Annotated in this window: 16 protein-coding genes; 9 read left to right on the top strand and 7 right to left on the bottom strand. The window is 69.0% G+C overall.

Going from position 1 to position 18,053, the window contains the following annotated elements:
* Positions 1–7: 7 nt before the first annotated feature.
* The 6 genes from OG867_RS02065 to OG867_RS02040 form a co-directional block, all read right to left on the bottom strand.
* Complete coding sequence (locus OG867_RS02065) at positions 8–2,080, bottom strand: MDR family MFS transporter (RefSeq protein WP_406282007.1); 2,073 nt, start codon at positions 2,078–2,080, stop codon at positions 8–10.
* Positions 2,081–2,297: 217 nt separating this feature from the next.
* Positions 2,298–3,125, bottom strand: a complete 828-nt coding sequence (locus OG867_RS02060; RefSeq protein WP_406282004.1) for a hypothetical protein — start codon at positions 3,123–3,125, stop codon at positions 2,298–2,300.
* Between the two features lie 82 nt (positions 3,126–3,207).
* On the bottom strand, positions 3,208–4,422 hold the full coding sequence (locus OG867_RS02055) for an acyl-CoA dehydrogenase family protein (protein WP_406282001.1): 1,215 nt from the start codon (positions 4,420–4,422) through the stop codon (positions 3,208–3,210).
* A 4-nt stretch (positions 4,423–4,426) separates the two neighbouring features.
* On the bottom strand, positions 4,427–4,900 hold the full coding sequence (locus OG867_RS02050) for an SCP2 sterol-binding domain-containing protein (protein ID WP_406281998.1): 474 nt from the start codon (positions 4,898–4,900) through the stop codon (positions 4,427–4,429).
* Between the two features lie 92 nt (positions 4,901–4,992).
* Positions 4,993–5,256, bottom strand: coding sequence for a hypothetical protein (locus tag OG867_RS02045; protein WP_406281995.1), 264 nt, complete (start codon positions 5,254–5,256; stop codon positions 4,993–4,995).
* 217 nt (positions 5,257–5,473) lie between these two features.
* Complete coding sequence (locus OG867_RS02040; RefSeq protein ID WP_406281992.1) at positions 5,474–6,688, bottom strand: helix-turn-helix domain-containing protein; 1,215 nt, start codon at positions 6,686–6,688, stop codon at positions 5,474–5,476.
* A 746-nt stretch (positions 6,689–7,434) separates the two neighbouring features.
* On the opposite strand from OG867_RS02040, the gene OG867_RS02035 reads away from it, so the two are divergent.
* From OG867_RS02035 to OG867_RS02025, 3 genes are all read left to right on the top strand, one after another.
* Positions 7,435–8,052 (top strand): hypothetical protein, encoded by a 618-nt coding sequence (locus OG867_RS02035; RefSeq protein ID WP_406281989.1) that lies wholly within the window; start codon positions 7,435–7,437, stop codon positions 8,050–8,052.
* A gap of 112 nt (positions 8,053–8,164) precedes the next feature.
* Positions 8,165–8,707 carry a hypothetical protein gene (locus tag OG867_RS02030; protein WP_406281986.1) on the top strand — a complete coding sequence of 181 codons (543 nt, stop codon included), beginning with the start codon at positions 8,165–8,167 and terminating at the stop codon, positions 8,705–8,707.
* Positions 8,708–8,758: 51 nt separating this feature from the next.
* Entirely contained in the window at positions 8,759–10,273 is a 1,515-nt protein-coding gene (locus OG867_RS02025) for a DUF6801 domain-containing protein (RefSeq protein WP_406281983.1), read from the top strand.
* Between the two features lie 69 nt (positions 10,274–10,342).
* On the opposite strand, the gene OG867_RS02020 is transcribed toward OG867_RS02025, so the two are convergent.
* Positions 10,343–11,278 carry a hypothetical protein gene (locus OG867_RS02020; RefSeq protein ID WP_328903629.1) on the bottom strand — a complete coding sequence of 312 codons (936 nt, stop codon included), beginning with the start codon at positions 11,276–11,278 and terminating at the stop codon, positions 10,343–10,345.
* Between the two features lie 770 nt (positions 11,279–12,048).
* Between OG867_RS02020 and OG867_RS02015 the strand changes: the two genes are divergently transcribed.
* From OG867_RS02015 to OG867_RS01990, 6 genes are read left to right on the top strand one after another with little or no spacing between them, the layout of a single operon-like run.
* The gene (locus OG867_RS02015; RefSeq protein WP_164398591.1) at positions 12,049–13,044 is read left to right on the top strand and encodes an ABC transporter ATP-binding protein; all 996 of its coding nucleotides are present in this window, start codon (positions 12,049–12,051) and stop codon (positions 13,042–13,044) included.
* A complete protein-coding gene (locus OG867_RS02010) occupies positions 13,041–13,901 on the top strand; it encodes an ABC transporter permease (RefSeq protein ID WP_328903631.1) in 861 nt (286 codons plus the stop codon). Before OG867_RS02015 ends, OG867_RS02010 begins: the two co-directional genes overlap by 4 nt.
* Before the next feature lie 3 nt (positions 13,902–13,904).
* The gene (locus OG867_RS02005; protein WP_026171148.1) at positions 13,905–14,708 is read left to right on the top strand and encodes an ABC transporter permease; all 804 of its coding nucleotides are present in this window, start codon (positions 13,905–13,907) and stop codon (positions 14,706–14,708) included.
* Positions 14,708–16,012 (top strand): MCE family protein, encoded by a 1,305-nt coding sequence (locus OG867_RS02000; protein WP_406281978.1) that lies wholly within the window; start codon positions 14,708–14,710, stop codon positions 16,010–16,012. The genes OG867_RS02005 and OG867_RS02000 overlap by 1 nt, the downstream gene beginning before the upstream one ends.
* A complete protein-coding gene (locus tag OG867_RS01995; RefSeq protein WP_406281975.1) occupies positions 16,009–17,040 on the top strand; it encodes an MCE family protein in 1,032 nt (343 codons plus the stop codon). The genes OG867_RS02000 and OG867_RS01995 overlap by 4 nt, the downstream gene beginning before the upstream one ends.
* A complete protein-coding gene (locus tag OG867_RS01990) occupies positions 17,037–18,053 on the top strand; it encodes an MCE family protein (protein WP_328903634.1) in 1,017 nt (338 codons plus the stop codon). The genes OG867_RS01995 and OG867_RS01990 overlap by 4 nt, the downstream gene beginning before the upstream one ends.

Below are 18,053 nucleotides of genomic sequence, written 5' to 3'. Positions count from 1 at the left end.
ACCGGGCTCAGACCGGCGCGCCCGCCGGGGCCACCGGAGCCAGTTCCTGCGTCAGGTCCTCCGCGAGCAGCCGCTTCGCGATCACGTCGACCGCTGCGCGCAGCCGGGCGTCGTCCGGGCGCTCGCTGTCCTCGCCCAGCTGCTCGTTGAGCCAGCGCGCCCAGGCGTCGTTGATGGTCCGGGCCTCGCGGCTGCCGGCCGCGGTGTGCTGGAACAGATGGCCGTCCCCGGTGAGGAAGCCCTCCTCGATCATCCGGTCGAAGACCGGCACCAGGACCTCCGGCGGGATACGGTGCCGGGAAGCGATCAGCCGGAGCCCCGCGTGGCCGACCATCCGCGTGAACAGCTCGACCTGCATCACCGCCCAGGCGCCCGCCATGTCGAGCCGGGTGTCCGACTCCAGGACGATCCGCCGCGCCGTCTCCGGGTCCACCCGCCGCAGCACCTTGGCCACCGAGAACTCCAGCAGCCGGGCCGAGTCCTGGGTGTTCGGCGAGGCGAAGCCCTCACCCATGTCCGTCGAGCCCGCCCGTACCGTGTCCCGCAGCCTCACCTGCTTGAGGAACAGCGCGACGACGAACCCGAGCAGCGCCACGGGCACCGTCCACAGGAACACCGTGTGCAGGGTGTCCGCGTACGCCTGGGCCAGCGGCGCCGACTGGGTGCCGGGCAGCGCGTGCAGCCCCTCCGGGCTCTGCGACGCCTCCGCCAGCTCGGCAGGGTCGCCGCCCGCCCGCGCGGCCTCGGTGATCCCGTCCCTGAGGTGCGGGCCGAGGGCGTTCGCGTAGATGGTGCCGAAGACGGCGGTGCCGAAGGAGCTGCCGAGCGTACGGAAGAACGTGACGCCCGAGGTCGCCGTGCCCAGGTCCGCGTAGTCCACCGTGTTCTGCACGGCGATGGTCAGGACCTGCATGGAGAGCCCGATGCCGATGCCGAGCACCAGCATGTACAGCGATTCCAGCCAGACCCCGCTGTCCGGGCCCATCCGGGAGAGCAGGAACAGGCCCACCGCCATGACCAGTGAGCCGATGATCGGGAAGATCCGGTAGCGGCCGGTCTTGCTGACCACGTTGCCGCTGAAGATGGACGCGGCGAGCAGACCGACGACCATCGGCAGCGTCCGTACCCCCGAGAGGGTCGCCGAGTCGCCGTCCACGTACTGGAGGTACGTCGGCAGGAAGATCATCGCGCCGAGCATCGCGAACCCGACGATGAAGCTGAGGATCGAGCAGACCGTGAAGACCGGGTTGCCGAACAGCCGCATCGGCAGCATCGGCTCCTTCGCCCGGAACTCGACCAGGCAGAACAGCGCGAGCGCCACGAGACCGAGGACGAACAGGCCGATGATGACACCGGAGCCCCAGGCGTACTCGTTGCCGCCCCAGCTGGTGGCCAGGATCAGGGAGCTGGCCCCGACGGTGACCAGCGCGATGCCCAGGTAGTCGATGACCGGCCGCCCGGCCGCCTTCACGGACGGGATCGTACGGGCCGCCGCGATGACCACCGCGATCGCGATCGGCACATTGACGTAGAACGCCCAGCGCCAGGTCAGATGGTCGGTGAACAGCCCGCCGAGCAGCGGACCGATCACCGTCGACACACCGAAGACGGCCCCGATCGCGCCCTGGTACTTGCCCCGGTCGCGCAGCGGGATGACGTCGGCGATCAGTGCCATCGAGGTGACCATCAGACCGCCCGCACCGATGCCCTGGAGGCCGCGCCACACGATCAGCAGCGTCATGTTCGTCGCGAGCCCGCAGAGGAACGAGCCGGTGATGAAGATGACCGCGGACAGCTGGAAGACGATCTTCCGCCCGAACAGGTCACCGAACTTGCCGACCAGCACCGTCGCCACGGTCTCCGCGAGGAGATAGGCGGTGACCACCCACGACATATGGGCGGCGCCCCCGAGGTCCGAGACGATCGTCGGCAGCGCGGTGCCCACGATCGTCTGGTCGAGCGCGGCCAGCAGGATGCCCAGCACGATCGTGGCGAACACGATGTTGCGGCGGCGGGGATCGAGCACGGGCGGCGCGGCGGCACTCTGCGCGGCGGGGGCGGTCTCGCTGGCAGTACTCACCTTTGCACCCTCACATCGCGTCGTGTCACCCGCATGCGGGGCACGTCCGGATGTGTGGGGCCTCTCGTTTGGATTAGGCCGGATCAGGGAGCGGGGTCTGGTGCCGTGCATCGCAAGGCGGAGGATTGAGGCAACGCGGAGCGTTGGTGATTGACGACAACGCGGCGAGGTGCGGCACCAGACCCCGCGAGCCCGGCCTAATCCAAACGAGCGGCCCCTAGGCCAGCAGATTCCGCAGCGACGCCGTCATGCGGGTGGCGAATGCCTCCCGTACGGGGGCGGCTACCCGGTCCAGTGAGAGATACGGGTTGAGGTCTTCCAGTTCTACGAGGAGCAGCTCGCCGTCCGCCGTCCGGCAGGCGTCCACCCGCTGGATGCCGTGGTCCAGCGTGTTCCACTCCACGAAGGAGCGGGCGAACGCCAGGTCCGCCGCGCTCGCCGCGTACGGCTCCAGCACCCAGCGCCGCTCCGGGTCCGGGGCGTGCAGCGCGTACTGGAAGTCGTGGTCGACGTAATAGAAGGACACCTCGTAGCGGAAGTCGATCCGGGGCTGGACGAGCAGGGTCCCGTCGGCGCCCGGATCGAGCTCCGGGGTCGTCACGAAGGTGAGGCCCACCGAGTCCGCGCCCAGCTTCGGCTTGACCACATAGCCCTCGGCGTCCGGCAGCAGCCCGAGGTCCGCCGCCCGGTCCACGGTGGGGATGACCGGGTACCCGGCGCGGCTCAGGTCCACGAGGTACTGCTTGCCCGCCATGTCCCCGCGCCCGGTCAGCGGGTTGTAGACCCGGCTGCCCAGCTCCCGCGCCCGGACCCGGAACGCGTCGTACGCCTCCTGGTAGTGCAGGACCGGGCCGCTGTTGCGTACGACGACGGCGTCGAAGCCGTCCAGCAGCGCGGCGGCGTCGCGCGGGTGGCAGAGCGCGAGGTCGAAGCTCTCGCGCAGCCGCGCCGTCAGCCGGATGTCCTCGTCGCAGTAGCGCCGGCCGCGCGCCTCGTAGGCGAGGTCGGTGACGAAGAGGACGGACGGGCGCAGGACGGCGGGCATGGCGTTTCCCCCGGGTGCGGCGGTGGTACGGACCCGCCCATCCTCGCTGGCCCGGATCCGCACCCGCCCGCCGCCCCCGTGCTCAGCGGATGTGCCGCCCCGAGATCGCCCGCGCGATGACCAGGCGCTGGATCTCGCTGGTCCCCTCGAAGATCGTGTAGATCTTGGCGTCCCGGTACATCCGCTCCACCGGGTGCTCCCGGCTGTATCCGGCGCCGCCCAGGATCTGGACGGCCTTCTCCGTGGCGGCCACCGCGAGTTCGCCCGCGCGGAGCTTGGACATGGAGCCCTGTCCGGCGTCGAAGGTACGGTCGTTGCGGGCCATCCACGCGGCCTGCCAGATCAGCAGCCGTACGGCCTCGATCTCGGTACGCAGGTCGGCCAGGGCGAACGCGATCGACTGGTTCTCGATGATCGGCCGCCCGAACGCCTCGCGGTCGCCCGCGTACTCCAGCGCGTACTCGTACGCGGCGCGCGCGATGCCGAGCGCCTGGGCGCCGACCGTGGGGCGGCTGACCTCGAAGGTGGCCATCGCGGCCTGCCCCTTGGCGGTGCCGCCCTCGCGGGCCCGGGCGAGGCGGGCGTCCAGCTTCTCCTTGCCGCCGAGCAGGCAGTGCCCCGGCACCCGTACGTCGTCCAGGAAGACGTCCGCCGTGTGCGAGGCGCGCAGGCCGAGCTTCTTGATGGTGCGGCTCGCGGCCAGGCCCGCCGTGCCCGGCGGCACGATGAACGCGGCCTGCCCGCGCGCGCCCAGCGCGGGGTCGACCGAGGCGACGACGACATGGACCTCGGCGATGCCGCCGTTGGTGATCCACGCCTTCTGGCCCGAGATCACCCATTCGTCCTTCGCCTCGTCGTACCGGGCCTTCGTGGTCATCGCGGAGACGTCGGAGCCGGCCTGCGGTTCGGACACGCAGAACGCCGCGACCTTCGGGTCGTCCTCGTCGCCATAGCACTGCGGCACCCACTCGGCGAGCTGGTCCGGGGTGCCGGAGGCGAAGATCCCGGCGACGGCGAGCGAGGTGCCGAACAGGGCCATGCCGATGCCCGCGTCGCCCCAGAACAGTTCCTCGTTGGCTATCTGGAGGGAGAGCCCCGACGGGTCCCCGTACATGTCGGCCAGCGACTCGAACCCGTAGAGGCCGATCCGGGCGGCCTCCTGGATGACCGGCCAGGGCGTCTCCTCGCGGGCGTCCCACTCGGCCGCCGCCGGGCGCACCACCTGGGCGGCGAAGCCGTGCACCCAGTCGCGCAGGTCCTGCTGCTCCTCGGTGAGCGCGAGGGAGAAGTAGCTCATCGGCTCACGCCTTCGGGATGTCGAAGTAGCGCGTGAGGCCCGAGGCCAGGCCGACGTCACCGGCCACCTTCAGCTTGCGCATCATGAACATGGTGATGGGGTTGCCGTTGCCGGAGACCAGCTTCAGGAACTCCACGTCCGCCATCACCAGCGTCGTACGCGGCTCCGCGTCCGAGCGGCCCTCGCCGACGGTGCAGGTGCCGTCCGCGATCGAGGTCTCGTAGACCACCTCCGTGTCACCGGTGATCTTCCAGCGGATCAGCGCCGTGAGCGCCCCGGCCGCCTCCGGGCGGAACTGCTGTTTCATCCGGCCGAAGACCTCGCCGAGCACCCGGGCGCGCAGCTCCCCGTGCATGACCTCGGCGAGCTGCTTGGCGGACAGCCCCTGCACGATCCGCGCGAACTCCTCGGGGGAGACGGCCGCGAAGTCGAGGGCGGCCAGTTCGCCGGTGACCTTGCCGCTGCTGTTGTCGGCCACACCAGTTCCTTACTCTGGAGTAAACTTACTTTTGAGTAAGGTAAGGGCGTCGCGGTCTCTTCGCAAGGTGGGCGGCGGGCTGTCGTGCGAGGTCACCAGACGGAGCCGGGACGCACCACGAGCCGGGGATGGTGGGCGGCGAGCACCTTGTTGGCGCGCGCCAGCTCCGACAGGGCGAACTCGCGGTCGGCCTGGTCCTCGATGCCCAGCCGGGGCCCCCGGAACCTGCGCACCTCCCGCGCGGCGCAGTCGGCGTCGAGCTCGGCATGGAGGATGTGCGCGGGGGTGCAGGCGCCGATGAGCGCGGCGATGCGGTCCGGGATGGGGACGGGGACGAGCAGGTGCGAGGCGGTCATGGGGGGTTCCCTCTCGATGGTGGCCAGGAGGTCGGGCGTCGGACCGCCGGGTGGGCGGACCGACTCCACTCCATATAACGAGACGCAGTTCCTGGTTTCGCGTTGAGTACGTCTCCGTGTGGCAACCGTTTGGGAATGACCGGCTATTTCCTCTTACCAGCAAGTAGGTTGACGTCGCGTGAGGTGCTCGTCGGGCCGAAGGTGCGTCGCGCGCTGTTCAGATGGGTGTGTCGTTGCTGCGGGCGCGCAGCTGCATGGCGCGGAGCACGGTCTCCGTCGAGAACCGCGCCTCCGGATCGACCAGTTGATCGCCGAAGATCGATTCCAGATTGCGCATCCGGTAGCGGACGGTCTGGGGGTGTACGTCGAGCAGCTCGCCCATCTGGGCCGCCGTGCCCCGGGTGTCGAGCCAGATCCTGAGTGTTTCGATGAGCCGTTCGCGCCGGTTGGCGCTGATGTTGGCCATCGGGGCGAGTTCGCGGCGCGCGAGCTGGTCGAGGAGGACCGGATCGGAGAGCAGCCACAGGGTGATGAGGTGGTCGTCGCAGAGGATGGCCGGCGCGTCCTCGATGACGCCCGCGTCCACGAGTTCCAGCACCCGCCGGGCCCAGCGGATCGAGTCCGAGGCCAGCGACGAGGGGACGGTCAGGCCGATCGCGGCGCGGACGCCCGGCAGGGCGTGTTCGAGCATGCGTCTTCGCATGTCGTCGAAGGGGCCCGGGATCAGTAAGTGCGGCTGCGGGTCGGTGAAGTCGGCCAGTACGTCGCGGTCGATCGCCAGCCGGTCCAGATCGGGCGACGGGCGCACGGCGACGAGCGTCATCTCGTCCGGCAGCGTCCAGCCGGTCTGCTCGCACAGCTCCGCGATGGCCACGCGCGGCACCGGCCGCCCGGCGAGGATCAGGTGCAGCAGCCTGCGCCGCAAGGTGTCCGTGTGATCGTCGGAGGCCGACCTCACCTCCAAGTACCCCTCGCGCGACAGGGCTTCCAGCTCGTCCACGTAACTGAACAGCGCGTCCGCGAACGTCAGCATCATGGTGGGGGAGAGGTTGTAGCGCCTGCCGATCTTCTTCGCCCGGCGCAGCGCGACCCGGGCGCCCAGCCGGTACGCCCCCTGCAACTGGTCCAGGCTGCGCCCCTCGTACGCCTCGAACCGGCCGAACCTGCGGCACATCTCGTCGCGCAGCGCGGAGGGGGCGGCCGGCTCGGCCACCTGGTCCACGAACACGGAGATGCTCTGCTCGACGCCGACCCGGATGCCCTGGCCGTACGGTCCGTCGAGGAGCCGCGCGTACTCGGGGTAGGCGCGGGTGACCTCCAAGCCGATCTCCTTGATCAGGCTGGGCAGTTCGGGCCGCACGATCGTCGCGAACTCCTGCGGCAGCGGTCCCAGTGGCTCTCCGAGCTCCGAGGGTTGCGCAACTCCCGGCATACCTTGACCCCTTCTTGCTCTTCGGCGCCCGATGGGGGGTGGCGGGACGGGAGAGCGCTCCCACCCGTCCTCAGGTGCATACCAACGTCGGTTGCCGAAGATAGTCCACGTATGTGGCTCTGAACACAGGCAGGACAAGACGAAATGTATGGGCCACGCATCGGCTGGTTTCAGCCACCTGTCCGATCGGCCTCCGCGCTTGAGTCCCGCTCGTGGATCACTCGTGCGGTGCGGATGCGGGGGCCCGGATTCCGCTATTGCGGCGGTGGCTCCGATGTGCTCTTCCGGACTCCCCGAACAATGTCGCCTGCGCTATTCGCGGTGAATTCCACTGCGTCGGCAGGGGGAAGTCAAGAGTGCGGCGGTGTGCCGGGGGAGGTCGCATGGCAGGGCTGTGACGTGGGGCGTTGGGCGGCGGCGGGGGTCGGACCCTCACCGGGTGAGCAGGAGTGGGGGTGTCCGCCTCGGTGGAACTGCTCACTTCTCGATAAAAAATCGGCGGGCCGTACTCGCCTCGCAAGCAATTTCTGAGAGAGAACGATGATTGTGGAGATTCTTTGTTCCGGTGTGTTGCGGAGCGACATTACTCGCCCGTAGCGTCATCGCCGAACGCAAGAGGTCGAGCAGCCCGTCAGGTCGGACTGCCACATTCCTGTCTCGTGACCCCCCACTCCGGGAGCGCCGCTCACCCGGCCGGAAGTGGCCCCCCGGTGTAGGTCACACACCCTCGAAGGGAACCGGATTCCGTGAACACCCTTGCACGTAGAGCCGCCATCATCGTCACCGCCGGCGCCGCCGCCCTCGGTATGGCGGTGACCACCGCCTCCGCCGGCACCACGTCCTCGTGGTCGGCGACCCCGTCCGGGGCGTACACCGCCCACGCGACCTACCCGACGCTGGACGTCCCCTTCGCGAACCTGGAGTGTGACTCCTCGGACGTGACGGCGGGAACGGTCAACGCGAGCAGCGCCACGGGTGCCAACATGGCCACCATCGGCAACATCAGCTTCACCAACTGCACCGTCGGCGGTCTCGACTTCGACGTCACGATGACCGCGACGCCGTGGACGATCAACGTCACCGGTGTGGACCCCTCGAACTCCAGCCGGGTCAAGGGCAACGTCACCGGCATCTCGGCCCACATCGAGGGCTTCAGCTGCTCCGCCGACTTCACCGGCAAGGTGTACGGCTACTTCGACAACAGCACCGGTGACCTGGTCATCGACGGGTCGGGCACCGACCTCGTCGCGTCGAATGCCGACTGCCTCGGCCTGATCAACGACGACGACGTGGCGTCCTTCAACGCCTCGTACCACGTCAAGGTCACCTCGACCGGCACGTCGCCGGTGATCACCACACCGTAAGGCCGCTGGAGCACACGGGGACGGGCCGGCCGCGGAGCCTCTCCGCGGCCGGCCCGGCCTTCTCGTTGGGGGCGTCGTACGTAAGGTGTCCCGACTGTGAGGACGTGAGTTCGTGAAACTTCGTGTGCGGAGATCCGCTGTCGTCGCGGCCGCCCTCGTCACGGCCCTCGGCAGTGCGGTCTCCTCGGCCGCCGCCGGTACCGTCTCCGTGGAGACGCTGACACCTCCGGGGCCGTACTCGGCGCACTCCGACGACGCGACCCTGGGGCCGTTGACGTGTGACTCCTCCGAGGCGAGTGGCTGGCTCTACGACACCGGCCCGGTCGCCGCCGACGTCGGCCTCCTCTCGTTCACCAACTGCACGATGAGCGGCATGAACGTCGCGCTGACGGCCACCGGTATCCCGTGGCAGGTCCTGGCTGCCGGTCCGAGCCCCTCGAACCCGAGTGGGTACAACGTCCAGGGTCTCGCGGTCCACGTCGAGGGCTTCGGCTGCTCCTTCGACGTCGCCGGCTTCCTCTCCGGCCCCTTCGACAACACCACCGACGAGCTCGCCCTCGACGGGGACCTGCTCGTGTCCGAGGCCGCCTGGCTCGGGCTGGTCAACGACGACGACGTGGCCCACTACAGCGCCACGTACCACGTGACCGGCTAGGCGCAACCCGGTACGAACCACCGCTCGCACCCCGTGGAGGACACCCCCGATATGCACACCCAGACACCCGTGACCCGTGCGGGGCGCTCCGTGAAGGTCGCCTCCGTCGCCGGACTGGCCCTGCTCGCGGGGCTGTTGTCGGGCGGAGGCTCGGCGGCCGACGAGAGCGCGGGGCCCGTCAGCCTGGCCGCAGCCTGCGGAACCGAGGACAGTGATGCGGCGGCCGTGGCGGCCACCGTGGCCCTGTCGGTGGACGTTCCGGCGACCGGCGAGGTCGACCGTCCCGTGCAGCCGGGGCCTGTGTCGTTCGCCCTCACGCTCTCTCGCGCCGATCTCGCCGGGCTGTTGCCCGAGGGGGCCGAGGCCGTTGTCAGCCGGGCCGCCCTCAAGGTGAGGGTCGCCCAGAACGGCGAGTCGGCCGAGGCGCCGTGGGAGCTCAACGCGCCGAGTACGCCCCTTCCCGCTGACGGCGACGTGACTCTCGTCCACTCCGGTGAGGTCCCCTACGTGACGTTCGGGGCCGCAGGGGACGTCTACTTCTCCGTGGGGGAGTTCACCGTCGAGCTGCGGTCCGCAACGGCGGCCCCCGAGGCGGGCGAACCGGCTCTGGCTACGGTGACGTGCCGGCTGAAGGAGGGAGAGAGCGGACAGGTCGCCACCACACACGTGATCGAGGTCGGTGGCAACGAGCCCTCCGGGACCCCCACCACCCCGGCGGACGGTGCAGCCGGAGCGGGGGACGGGGACATCGCCGTGGAGCGGTCGGCCGCCGCTGCCGCCGCGGAGGAGGAGGATCCCGACTGGTGTCCCGTCGAACAACCGGTGGGGGAGATGGACGCGAGCGAGGCACCGCAGGCACCGCCGGGCGCTCCCCTCAGGGCGACGGAACTCCCGGGTACCTTCATGTGCGCCAACGCGCTGGGTCTGGCCAACGTGCGCAAGCTGAACGGCGCCATGATCATCAACAATCCCGCTGCCCCCGAGCTCATCAGCGTCCTGTCGTCGAAGCGCTCCTTCGCCCGAGCGGCGAAGGAAGAGGGTGGTGCGTACGCCCGCATCGACTCGCTTGCGAATCTGGACCTCCCGGACGCCGAATCCACCTTCCTCGCCTTCGGGTTCCAGCCGGTGACGGCGATGGTGTCGTTCGAGAACGGCCCCATGACCATTTCCATCGGAAACGTCGGGTCCGCCCCCAACCGAATTACCTTCTCCACGGTCTACTTCGAGCAGTCCCTGCGCCTCCACGACGTCAAGATCAACGGCACGCCGCTGGACGTGGGAAGCAACTGCAAGACGTCGAAGCCGTTCAAGGTGGTCCTGAACGGGGGCGAGGCGTACAAGAACGTGGGCGTCGGGGGCCTCCTGGAGGGTGAGGTCGACATCCCGGCCTTCACCGGCTGCGGGACCGGCGGAGAGGACCTGAACCCGCTCTTCACCGCTTCCCTCTCGGGACCGGGAAACCGGATTTTCATGAACCAGGCTTCGACCTGCAATCCCGCCAGCCCCACCAGGTCCTACTGCCCGCCACCGCTGCCGGAACTGCCCGGAACGAAGCCGTCCACGTAGTCCGCCCGGCACACCGAAGGGGCCGCCTCCACGAGGCGGCCCCATCAGGGCTGCACGGCGCGGCAGCGGCTACCGCACCGCCGAGTGCCAGTACTGCGCCAGCAGCTTGCCCGCGTCGGGCGCCTGGTCACGCGGCTTGTTCATCGTCGCCACGTACGTCTGCGCGCCGTCCAGCGTGACGTTGTTGTCGCCGGAGGCCGACGGCAGGCCCGTCTTCAGGTTGACCGCCCAGTTCAGCGAGCCGAGCAGGCCACAGCCGTTGGTACCCGGCACCGCGAACGTGGTGTCGGTCTGAGTGGCGCCCAGGAGGTTGAGCCGGTTCATGACTCCGGCCGTATCCGGGGTACCGTCCCCGGCGAACTTCTCGCTGGAGATGGCCGGCTGGGTCGCGTTCTGGGGCTTGAGCAGGATCGGGTTGGAGGAGGAACCGATGTAGCACTTGTCTCCGAGGAGCGAATTTTCGAGGTGGATCCGCACCGGGAGGGTGAGGATCGGCTTGCCGGTCGTCGTCCCCGCCACGAGCTGGAAGCCGGTCGGGGTGTTGACCGACTCGATGGTCGCCGTCACCCGGTTCAGCTTGACGTCGCTGAGCGTGCCGCAGATGCCGGTGATGACGGGGATGTCGCTGGGGCACATCAGCCCGAGCAACCCGCCCGGCACCTTCGCGGAGTCGGCGATGAGCGCGCCGTCCGCCGGGGAGATCACCGTGGACGTGCCGCCCGGGTGGTTGACCACGCCGACCTGGAGGTCGCTCGCGCCGACCGGCACCTCGGTGTTCCCGAGCTTGATGGAGCCGCTCGCCGAGTGGGACGAGACACAGATCGCGGTATCCGTCGCCCCGTCGGCCGCCAGCATGGCCGGGTCGTCCACCGGGCAGCGGCTGAAGGGCGCCCAGCTTCCGTTCAGCGTCGTCGTGGCGGCCGTGGCCGAGCTGATGGACGCGACGGCGGCGAGTGCGGTGAAGGAGGCCAGCAGCCCCACACGTACCCGGTTCGAGGTTCTCATGTCTTCCCCTTGTTTCCGATGTGCGCAGCGAATTGAGCACGGAATGCGGAATGCGGGTGCCGGGACGCCGTCGGACGCGTCCGGTACGAAATCCCATTCACCGAGCCGTGAGGTTACTGGCGGGAAACACCGCTACACAATGCCGCCGTATGAGAATCTATGGACGGGACGTGCATCTCTGTCAGGGATGAGTACAGGATCCGGCCTTCTTGTCACTTCGTGCGCAGACCCTCACGGGTGGGGCGCCGACCGCGGCCCGCCGGCTATGCGGAATCCCGGCTGCCGCTTGTGTATTCGAGCCGGTCCCGAGCGCTTCTCGATGCGCTGTGCGGCGTACGAGTCCTGCCGGCCGACCCCGGAACTTGTCACCCGGAGACAGTTTTTCCGGCCGCCCTGCTCAGTCGATGAGAAAGTACCGACCCCGTCGCGCTCTCGCGCGAAAACTTGATGACCTGGTATTGCGGCCCAGGTTACTCACCCGTAGCGTCGCCTCCGTCAGCAACTCCTCCGGCGCGTCCGGGGATTGCTCACCCGTCGGCAGGGAGCCCGGACGCATATCCGGCCCCCTGGGCCGCGGGGTTCCGGCCTGCACCGACGGACGGCAGTACGCAGTACTTCACAAGATCGGAACCGGAATTTGTCATCCGATGACAAACGGACCGGATCTTTACGAATGGGCTGCTCAAGGGCTTGTCCTGGCGGTGCCGGTGAACTTAACGTGCGCCCCTCGGCGCATTTCTGTCACTTCGTGAGCGCACGCAGGAGGTGGGATGGGAATCGAAGTAGTGGTCGAAGGGCTCACCAAGTCTTTCGGCAAGCAGAACATCTGGCAGGATGTGTCGCTCACGCTTCCCGCAGGCGAGGTCAGTGTCATGCTCGGCCCGTCCGGCACGGGAAAGACGGTGTTCCTCAAATCCATCATCGGCCTCCTCAAACCTGAGCGCGGGCGCGTTCTCGTGAATGGCGTCGACATGGTGAACGGCTCCGAGCGGGACATCATGGAGACGCGCAAGCTCTTCGGTCTCATGTTCCAGGACGGCGCTCTTTTCGGGTCGATGTCGCTTTTCGACAACATCGCGTTCCCGCTCCGGGAGCACACCCGTAAGAAGGAATCCGAGATCCGCCGCATCGTCATGGAGCGGATCGACGTCGTGGGCCTCCTCGGGGCGGAGAACAAGCTCCCCGGTGAGATATCCGGCGGTATGCGCAAGCGCGCCGGCCTCGCCCGGGCCCTCGTCCTCGACCCGCAGATCATCCTCTGCGACGAACCGGACTCCGGCCTCGACCCGGTCCGCACCGCGTACATCTCCCAGCTCCTCGTCGACCTCAACGCGCAGATCGACGCGACGATGCTCATCGTCACCCACAACCTGGACATCGCCTCCACCGTGCCCGACAACATGGGGATGCTGTTCTGCCGCAACCTCGTCACCTTCGGGCCGCGCGAGGTGCTGCTCACCAGCGACCTGCCCGTCGTCAACCAGTTCCTCGCCGGCCGCTGCGAGGGACCCATCGGCATGTCCGAGGAGAAGGACGCCGCCACCCTCGCCGCCGAGGAACTGAACGGCTACGGACAGGGCATCAGCTCGGCCAACGCCCCGCGCACCGTCGTCCCCCAGCTGGAGCCCACCCCGGGCCTGCCGGTGCGCCAAGGCGCCCTGCGCCGCCGGGAACGCGTCATGTCGATGCTCGGCGAGCTGCCGGAGGCGGCCCGTACCGCCATCCTCAACAGCTACAGCCCGGCCGTGGGCGGTGGACGCCGGTGACCGCCCCCATGCCCGTACGGCCCCCCGGCGAACCGGAGCCGGTGGACCGCGCCCCGGAGCCCACGAAGGCGCCCGAGGCCCCGCGCCCCAGCAAGCTCGCCGCCCCCCTGCGCGAGACCGGGCGGCTGTTCGCGCTCGCCGGGACCGTGACCCGGGAGACCTTCCGACGGCCCTTCCAGGTACGGGAGTTCATCGAGCAGTTCTGGTTCGTCGCCAGCGTGACCATCCTGCCCGCCGCCCTCGTCTCCATCCCGTTCGGCGCGGTCATCGCCCTCCAGGTCGGCTCGCTCACGCAGCAGCTCGGCGCCCAGTCCTTCACCGGCGGCGCCAGCGTCCTCGCCGTCATCCAGCAGGCCAGCCCGATCATCGTGGCCCTGCTGGTCTCCGGGGCCGCAGGGTCCGCGATCTGCGCCGACCTCGGCTCCCGCAAGATCCGCGAGGAGCTGGACGCCATGGAGGTCATGGGCGTCTCGCCCGTGCAGCGCCTGGTCGTCCCGCGCGTGCTCGCCACCATGCTGGTCGCCGTCCTGCTCAACGGCCTCGTCTCCGTCGTCGGCACCCTCGGCGGCTACTTCTTCAACGTGATCCTCCAGCACGGCACCCCGGGCGCGTACCTCTCCAGCTTCTCCGCCCTCGCCCAGCTGCCCGACCTCTACGTCAGCGAGGTCAAGGCGCTGATCTTCGGCTTCATCGCGGGCATCGTCGCCGCCTACCGCGGCCTCAACCCGCGCGGCGGCCCGAAGGGGGTGGGCGACGCGGTCAACCAGTCCGTCGTCATCACCTTCATGCTGCTGTTCTTCGTGAACATGGTCCTCACGGCGATCTACCTGCAGATCGTCCCCGCGAAGGGGAGCTGACCCATGTCAATGCTCGGCTGGCTCGACAGATCCGGTGACCAGCTCACCTTCTACGTACGGGCACTGATCTGGATCCCCCGCACCCTGCGCCGCTACCTCAAGGAGGTCCAGCGCCTCCTGGCCGAGGTCGCCTTCGGCAGCGGCGGCCTCGGGGTCGTCGGCGGCACCATCGGCGTGATGATCGCGATGACCCTGGCCACCGGCACGGTCGTCGGACTCCAGGGCTACGCGGCCCTCAACCAGATCGGCACCGCCGCGTTCACCGGCTTCATCTCCGCGTACTTCAACACCCGCGAGATCGCCCCGCTCGTCGCCGGACTCGCCCTCTCCGCGACCGTCGGCGCCGGCTTCACCGCGCAGCTCGGCGCCATGCGCATCAACGAGGAGGTCGACGGCCTCGAATCGATGGGTGTGCGCTCGATGCCCTACCTCGTCACCACGCGCATCATCGCCGGGGTCGTCGCGATCATCCCGCTGTACGCGATCGGGCTGCTCTCCTCGTACGTCGCGTCCCGCTACGTCACCGTCCTGTTCAACGGGCAGTCGGCGGGCACGTACGACCACTACTTCAACCTCTTCCTGTCCCCGGCGGACGTGCTCCTGTCGGTGCTCAAGGTGCTGATCTTCAGCGTGATGGTGATCCTCGCCCACTGCTACTACGGCTTCCACGCCACCGGCGGACCCGCCGGGGTCGGTGTGGCCGTCGGCCGCTCCGTGCGGAACGCGATCGTGCTGATCAGCGTCACCGACTTCTTCCTCTCGCTCGCCATCTGGGGCGCCACGACGACGGTGAAGGTGGCCGGCTGATGACCTCACGCGCCACCCGGACCGCCACCCGCAGAACCGCCGGAGTCGCCCTCTTCCTCGTGCCCGCCGTCCTCATCTGGGTCTCGGTCTCGGTGTACGAGAAGGACTTCACGCACGACGCGACCGTCACCGTACGCACGTCGAGCGTCGGCAACGAGATGCACGAGAACGCCGACGTGAAGCTGCGCGGCGTCGTCGTCGGCCAGGTCCGCAACATCGCGGCCGACGGCGGAGGGGCCCGGCTCACCCTCGCGATCAAGCCGGACAAGCTGGACCGCATCCCGGCCGACGTCACCGCCCAGATGCTGCCCACCACCCTCTTCGGGGAACGGTTCGTCGCCCTCGTACCGCCCCCCGTGCCCTCCACGAAGACGCTCGGCGCCGGCGACGTCATCCCGCAGGACCGGTCCAGCAACGCCATCGAGCTGGAAGAGGTCCTCGACAACGTCCTGCCGCTGCTCACCGCCGTGAAGCCGGAGAAGCTGTCCGCCACCCTCAACGCGGTCTCCACCGCGCTGGAGGGCCGGGGCGAGAAGCTGGGCGACACCCTCGTGAAGCTGGACGCCCACCTCCAGAAGTTCAACCCCCAACTCCCCACGCTCAACGAGGACATCAAGGAACTCGTCAAGGTGAGCCGGCTCTACGCGGACTCCGCCCCCGACATCCTGGACGCCCTCACCGACTTCACCACCACGAGCGGCACCCTCGCCGAACAGCAGGCGAACCTCGCCGACGTGTACGGCTCCACCACCGCGTCCGCCCGCGACGTCACCGCCTTCCTCCAGCGGAACAAGGACAACCTCATCCGGCTCGCCGCGAGCGGCAGGCCCACCCTGGAGACCCTGGCGAAGTACTCCTCCGAGTTCCCCTGCACCCTGCGCACCGTGGCCAACTTCGTCCCGGCCATGGACAAGGCGCTCGGCAAGGGCACCGACCAGCCCGGTCTGCACGTCACCCTCAAGACCGTGCCGTCCAAGGGCAAGTACGTCGCGGGCAAGGACACCCCGGTCTACAACGCGACCGGCGGACCGCACTGCTACTCCATCCCGTACGTCGGCCAGACCGTGCCCACCGCCGACGCCAGGACCGCCGCCGACAGCGCCCCGGCCGACCCGGACCCGGCCACACCGGTCGAGGTCCCGGCGGCCGACCCGTCGCTGGGCATGCCCAACTCGCCGCAGGAGAGCCGGCTCGTCAACGAGCTGGTCGCTCCCTCACTGAAAGTCCGGCCGCAGGCCCTGCCCGAGTGGAGCAGCGTGCTCATCGGACCGGCCTTCCGCGGTGTGGAGGTGAAGCTCAAGTGAAGCGCCGCTCCGTCGCGGGACCGCTCGCGAAATCGATCGTCTTCATCGTGGTGACGAGCCTGGCCACCACGGTCCTGGCCCTGTCCATCGCCAACACCGGTGTGGGCGACACCCGTTCGTACAAGGCCCGGTTCACCGACGCCACCGGTCTCATCGTCGGGGACAGCGTCCGCGTCGCCGGAGTCAAGGTCGGCCAGGTCGAGTCGGTCGAGGTCGCCGACCGCCGGGTCGCCGAGGTCTCCTTCAGCGTCCGCGAGAGCAAGAAACTCCCGGCCTCCGTGACCGCGTCGATCAAATACCTCAACATGGTCGGCCAGCGCTACATCGACCTGGACCAGGGCGCGGGCCCCGTCGGCGAGAGCTTCGCCCCGGGCGCCACCATCCCGCTGTCGCGCACCACCCCGGCCCTCGACCTCACCCAGCTCTTCAACGGCTTCCAGCCCCTCTTCGAAGGGCTCTCACCGCCCGACGTCAACGAGCTGGCCGGCTCCATCGTCCAGGTGCTCCAGGGCGAGGGCGGCACCGTCGACTCCATCCTCCAGCACGTCGGCTCGCTGACCGGCACGGTGGCCGCCAAGGACAAGGTGATCGGCGAGGTGATCAAGAACCTCAACTCGGTCCTGAAGACCGTCAACGACCGGGAAGCCGGCTTCAACGACCTGGTCGACACGCTTCAGGCCCTCGTCACCGGCTTCGCGGGCGACCGCAAGCCGCTCGGCGAGGCCGTCACCGCGATGGGCGCGCTCACCACGGTCACCGCGGACCTCTTCGAGGACGGCCGGGCGCCCCTCAAGGACGACATCAAGCAGCTCGGCCGGCTCTCCGGGAACCTGGCCGACAACACCCCGAAGATCGAGAACTTCCTCCAGAAGACCCCGGCCAAGATGGCGGCCATCAGCCGCCTCACCTCGTACGGCTCCTGGCTCAACCTCTACCTCTGCGAGGCCAGGGTCAGCGGCGTGACGACGAGCGACGGCAGCACCCCGCCGACCGGCATCGAGATCACCCAGCCGAGGTGCCTGTCATGATCAAGCCGATACGCCATCGCAACCCCGTCGCCGTCGGCATCGTGGGACTCCTCCTGCTCGCCCTGATCGGCTTCGGCGCCTACCGGGCCGACTCGCTCCCCTTCATCGGCGGCGGTACGACCTACAGCGCCGACTTCACCGAGTCCGCCGGACTCGGCGAGGGCGACGAGGTCCGCATCGCCGGCGTCAAGGTCGGCAAGGTCACCGGGGTCTCCCTGGACGGCGCCAAGGTGAAGGTCACCTTCAAGGTCAAGGACGCCTGGATCGGCAACGCCAGCACCGTCGGCATCGCCATCAAGACGCTCCTCGGCGAGAAGTACCTCGCCGTCGACCCGCTCGGCGACTCCCCGCAGGACCCGGACGAGCGCATCACGGCCTCCCGCACCACATCCCCGTACGACGTCACCCAGGCGTTCAACGGACTGGGCGAGACCATCGGCGAGATCGACACCAAGCAGCTCGCCAAGAGCTTCGAGACGATCTCGGCCACCTTCAAGGACTCCCCGCCCGACGTGAAGAGCGCCGCCAAGGGGCTCTCCGCGCTGTCGAAGACCGTCTCCGAGCGCGACGCGCAGCTGGCGACCCTGCTCAAGGGCAGCAAGCAGCTCACCAAGACCCTCGCCAACAAGAAGAGCGGCTTCGAAACCCTCCTGGACGACGGCAACCTGCTCCTCGGCGAGATCCAGGCCCGCCGCGACTCCATCCACCTGCTGCTGACCGGCACCCGCGACCTGGGCACCCAGCTCACCGGTCTCGTCTCCGACAACAACAAGCAGCTGAAGCCGACCCTCAAGGCGCTCGGCCGGGTCACGGAGGTCCTCAAGAAGAACCGCAAGAGCCTCGACCAGGTGCTCGCGCTCGCCGGCTCCTACAACCGGCTCGTCGGCAACACCCTCGGCAACGGCCGCTGGTTCGACAACTACGTCTGCGGTGTCGTCCCGAAGAACTACCTGCCCGCGAACACACCCCCGGCGACCGGCTGCATGCCTCCGAAGCAGGAAGGCGGGCACTGA

The sequence above is a fragment of the Streptomyces sp. NBC_00209 genome, from assembly GCF_045206345.1.
GTDB lineage: Bacteria > Actinomycetota > Actinomycetes > Streptomycetales > Streptomycetaceae > Streptomyces.
The sequence above is the reverse complement of the archived record's forward strand: the minus strand, read 5'-3'. Positions and strand labels throughout refer to the sequence as shown.

Bases quoted from the DNA above. Each gene is read 5' to 3' on its own strand.
- OG867_RS02060 (WP_406282004.1), bottom strand. From the start codon at position 3,125: ATGCCCGCCGTCCTGCGCCCGTCCGTCCTCTTCGTCACCGACCTCGCC.
- OG867_RS02055 (WP_406282001.1), bottom strand. From the start codon at position 4,422: ATGAGCTACTTCTCCCTCGCGCTCACCGAGGAGCAGCAGGACCTGCGC.
- OG867_RS02045 (WP_406281995.1), bottom strand. From the start codon at position 5,256: ATGACCGCCTCGCACCTGCTCGTCCCCGTCCCCATCCCGGACCGCATC.
- OG867_RS02040 (WP_406281992.1), bottom strand. From the start codon at position 6,688: ATGCCGGGAGTTGCGCAACCCTCGGAGCTCGGAGAGCCACTGGGACCG.
- OG867_RS02025 (WP_406281983.1), top strand. From the start codon at position 8,759: ATGCACACCCAGACACCCGTGACCCGTGCGGGGCGCTCCGTGAAGGTC.
- OG867_RS02020 (WP_328903629.1), bottom strand. From the start codon at position 11,278: ATGAGAACCTCGAACCGGGTACGTGTGGGGCTGCTGGCCTCCTTCACC.
- OG867_RS02015 (WP_164398591.1), top strand. From the start codon at position 12,049: ATGGGAATCGAAGTAGTGGTCGAAGGGCTCACCAAGTCTTTCGGCAAG.
- OG867_RS02005 (WP_026171148.1), top strand. From the start codon at position 13,905: ATGTCAATGCTCGGCTGGCTCGACAGATCCGGTGACCAGCTCACCTTC.
- OG867_RS02000 (WP_406281978.1), top strand. From the start codon at position 14,708: ATGACCTCACGCGCCACCCGGACCGCCACCCGCAGAACCGCCGGAGTC.
- OG867_RS01990 (WP_328903634.1), top strand. From the start codon at position 17,037: ATGATCAAGCCGATACGCCATCGCAACCCCGTCGCCGTCGGCATCGTG.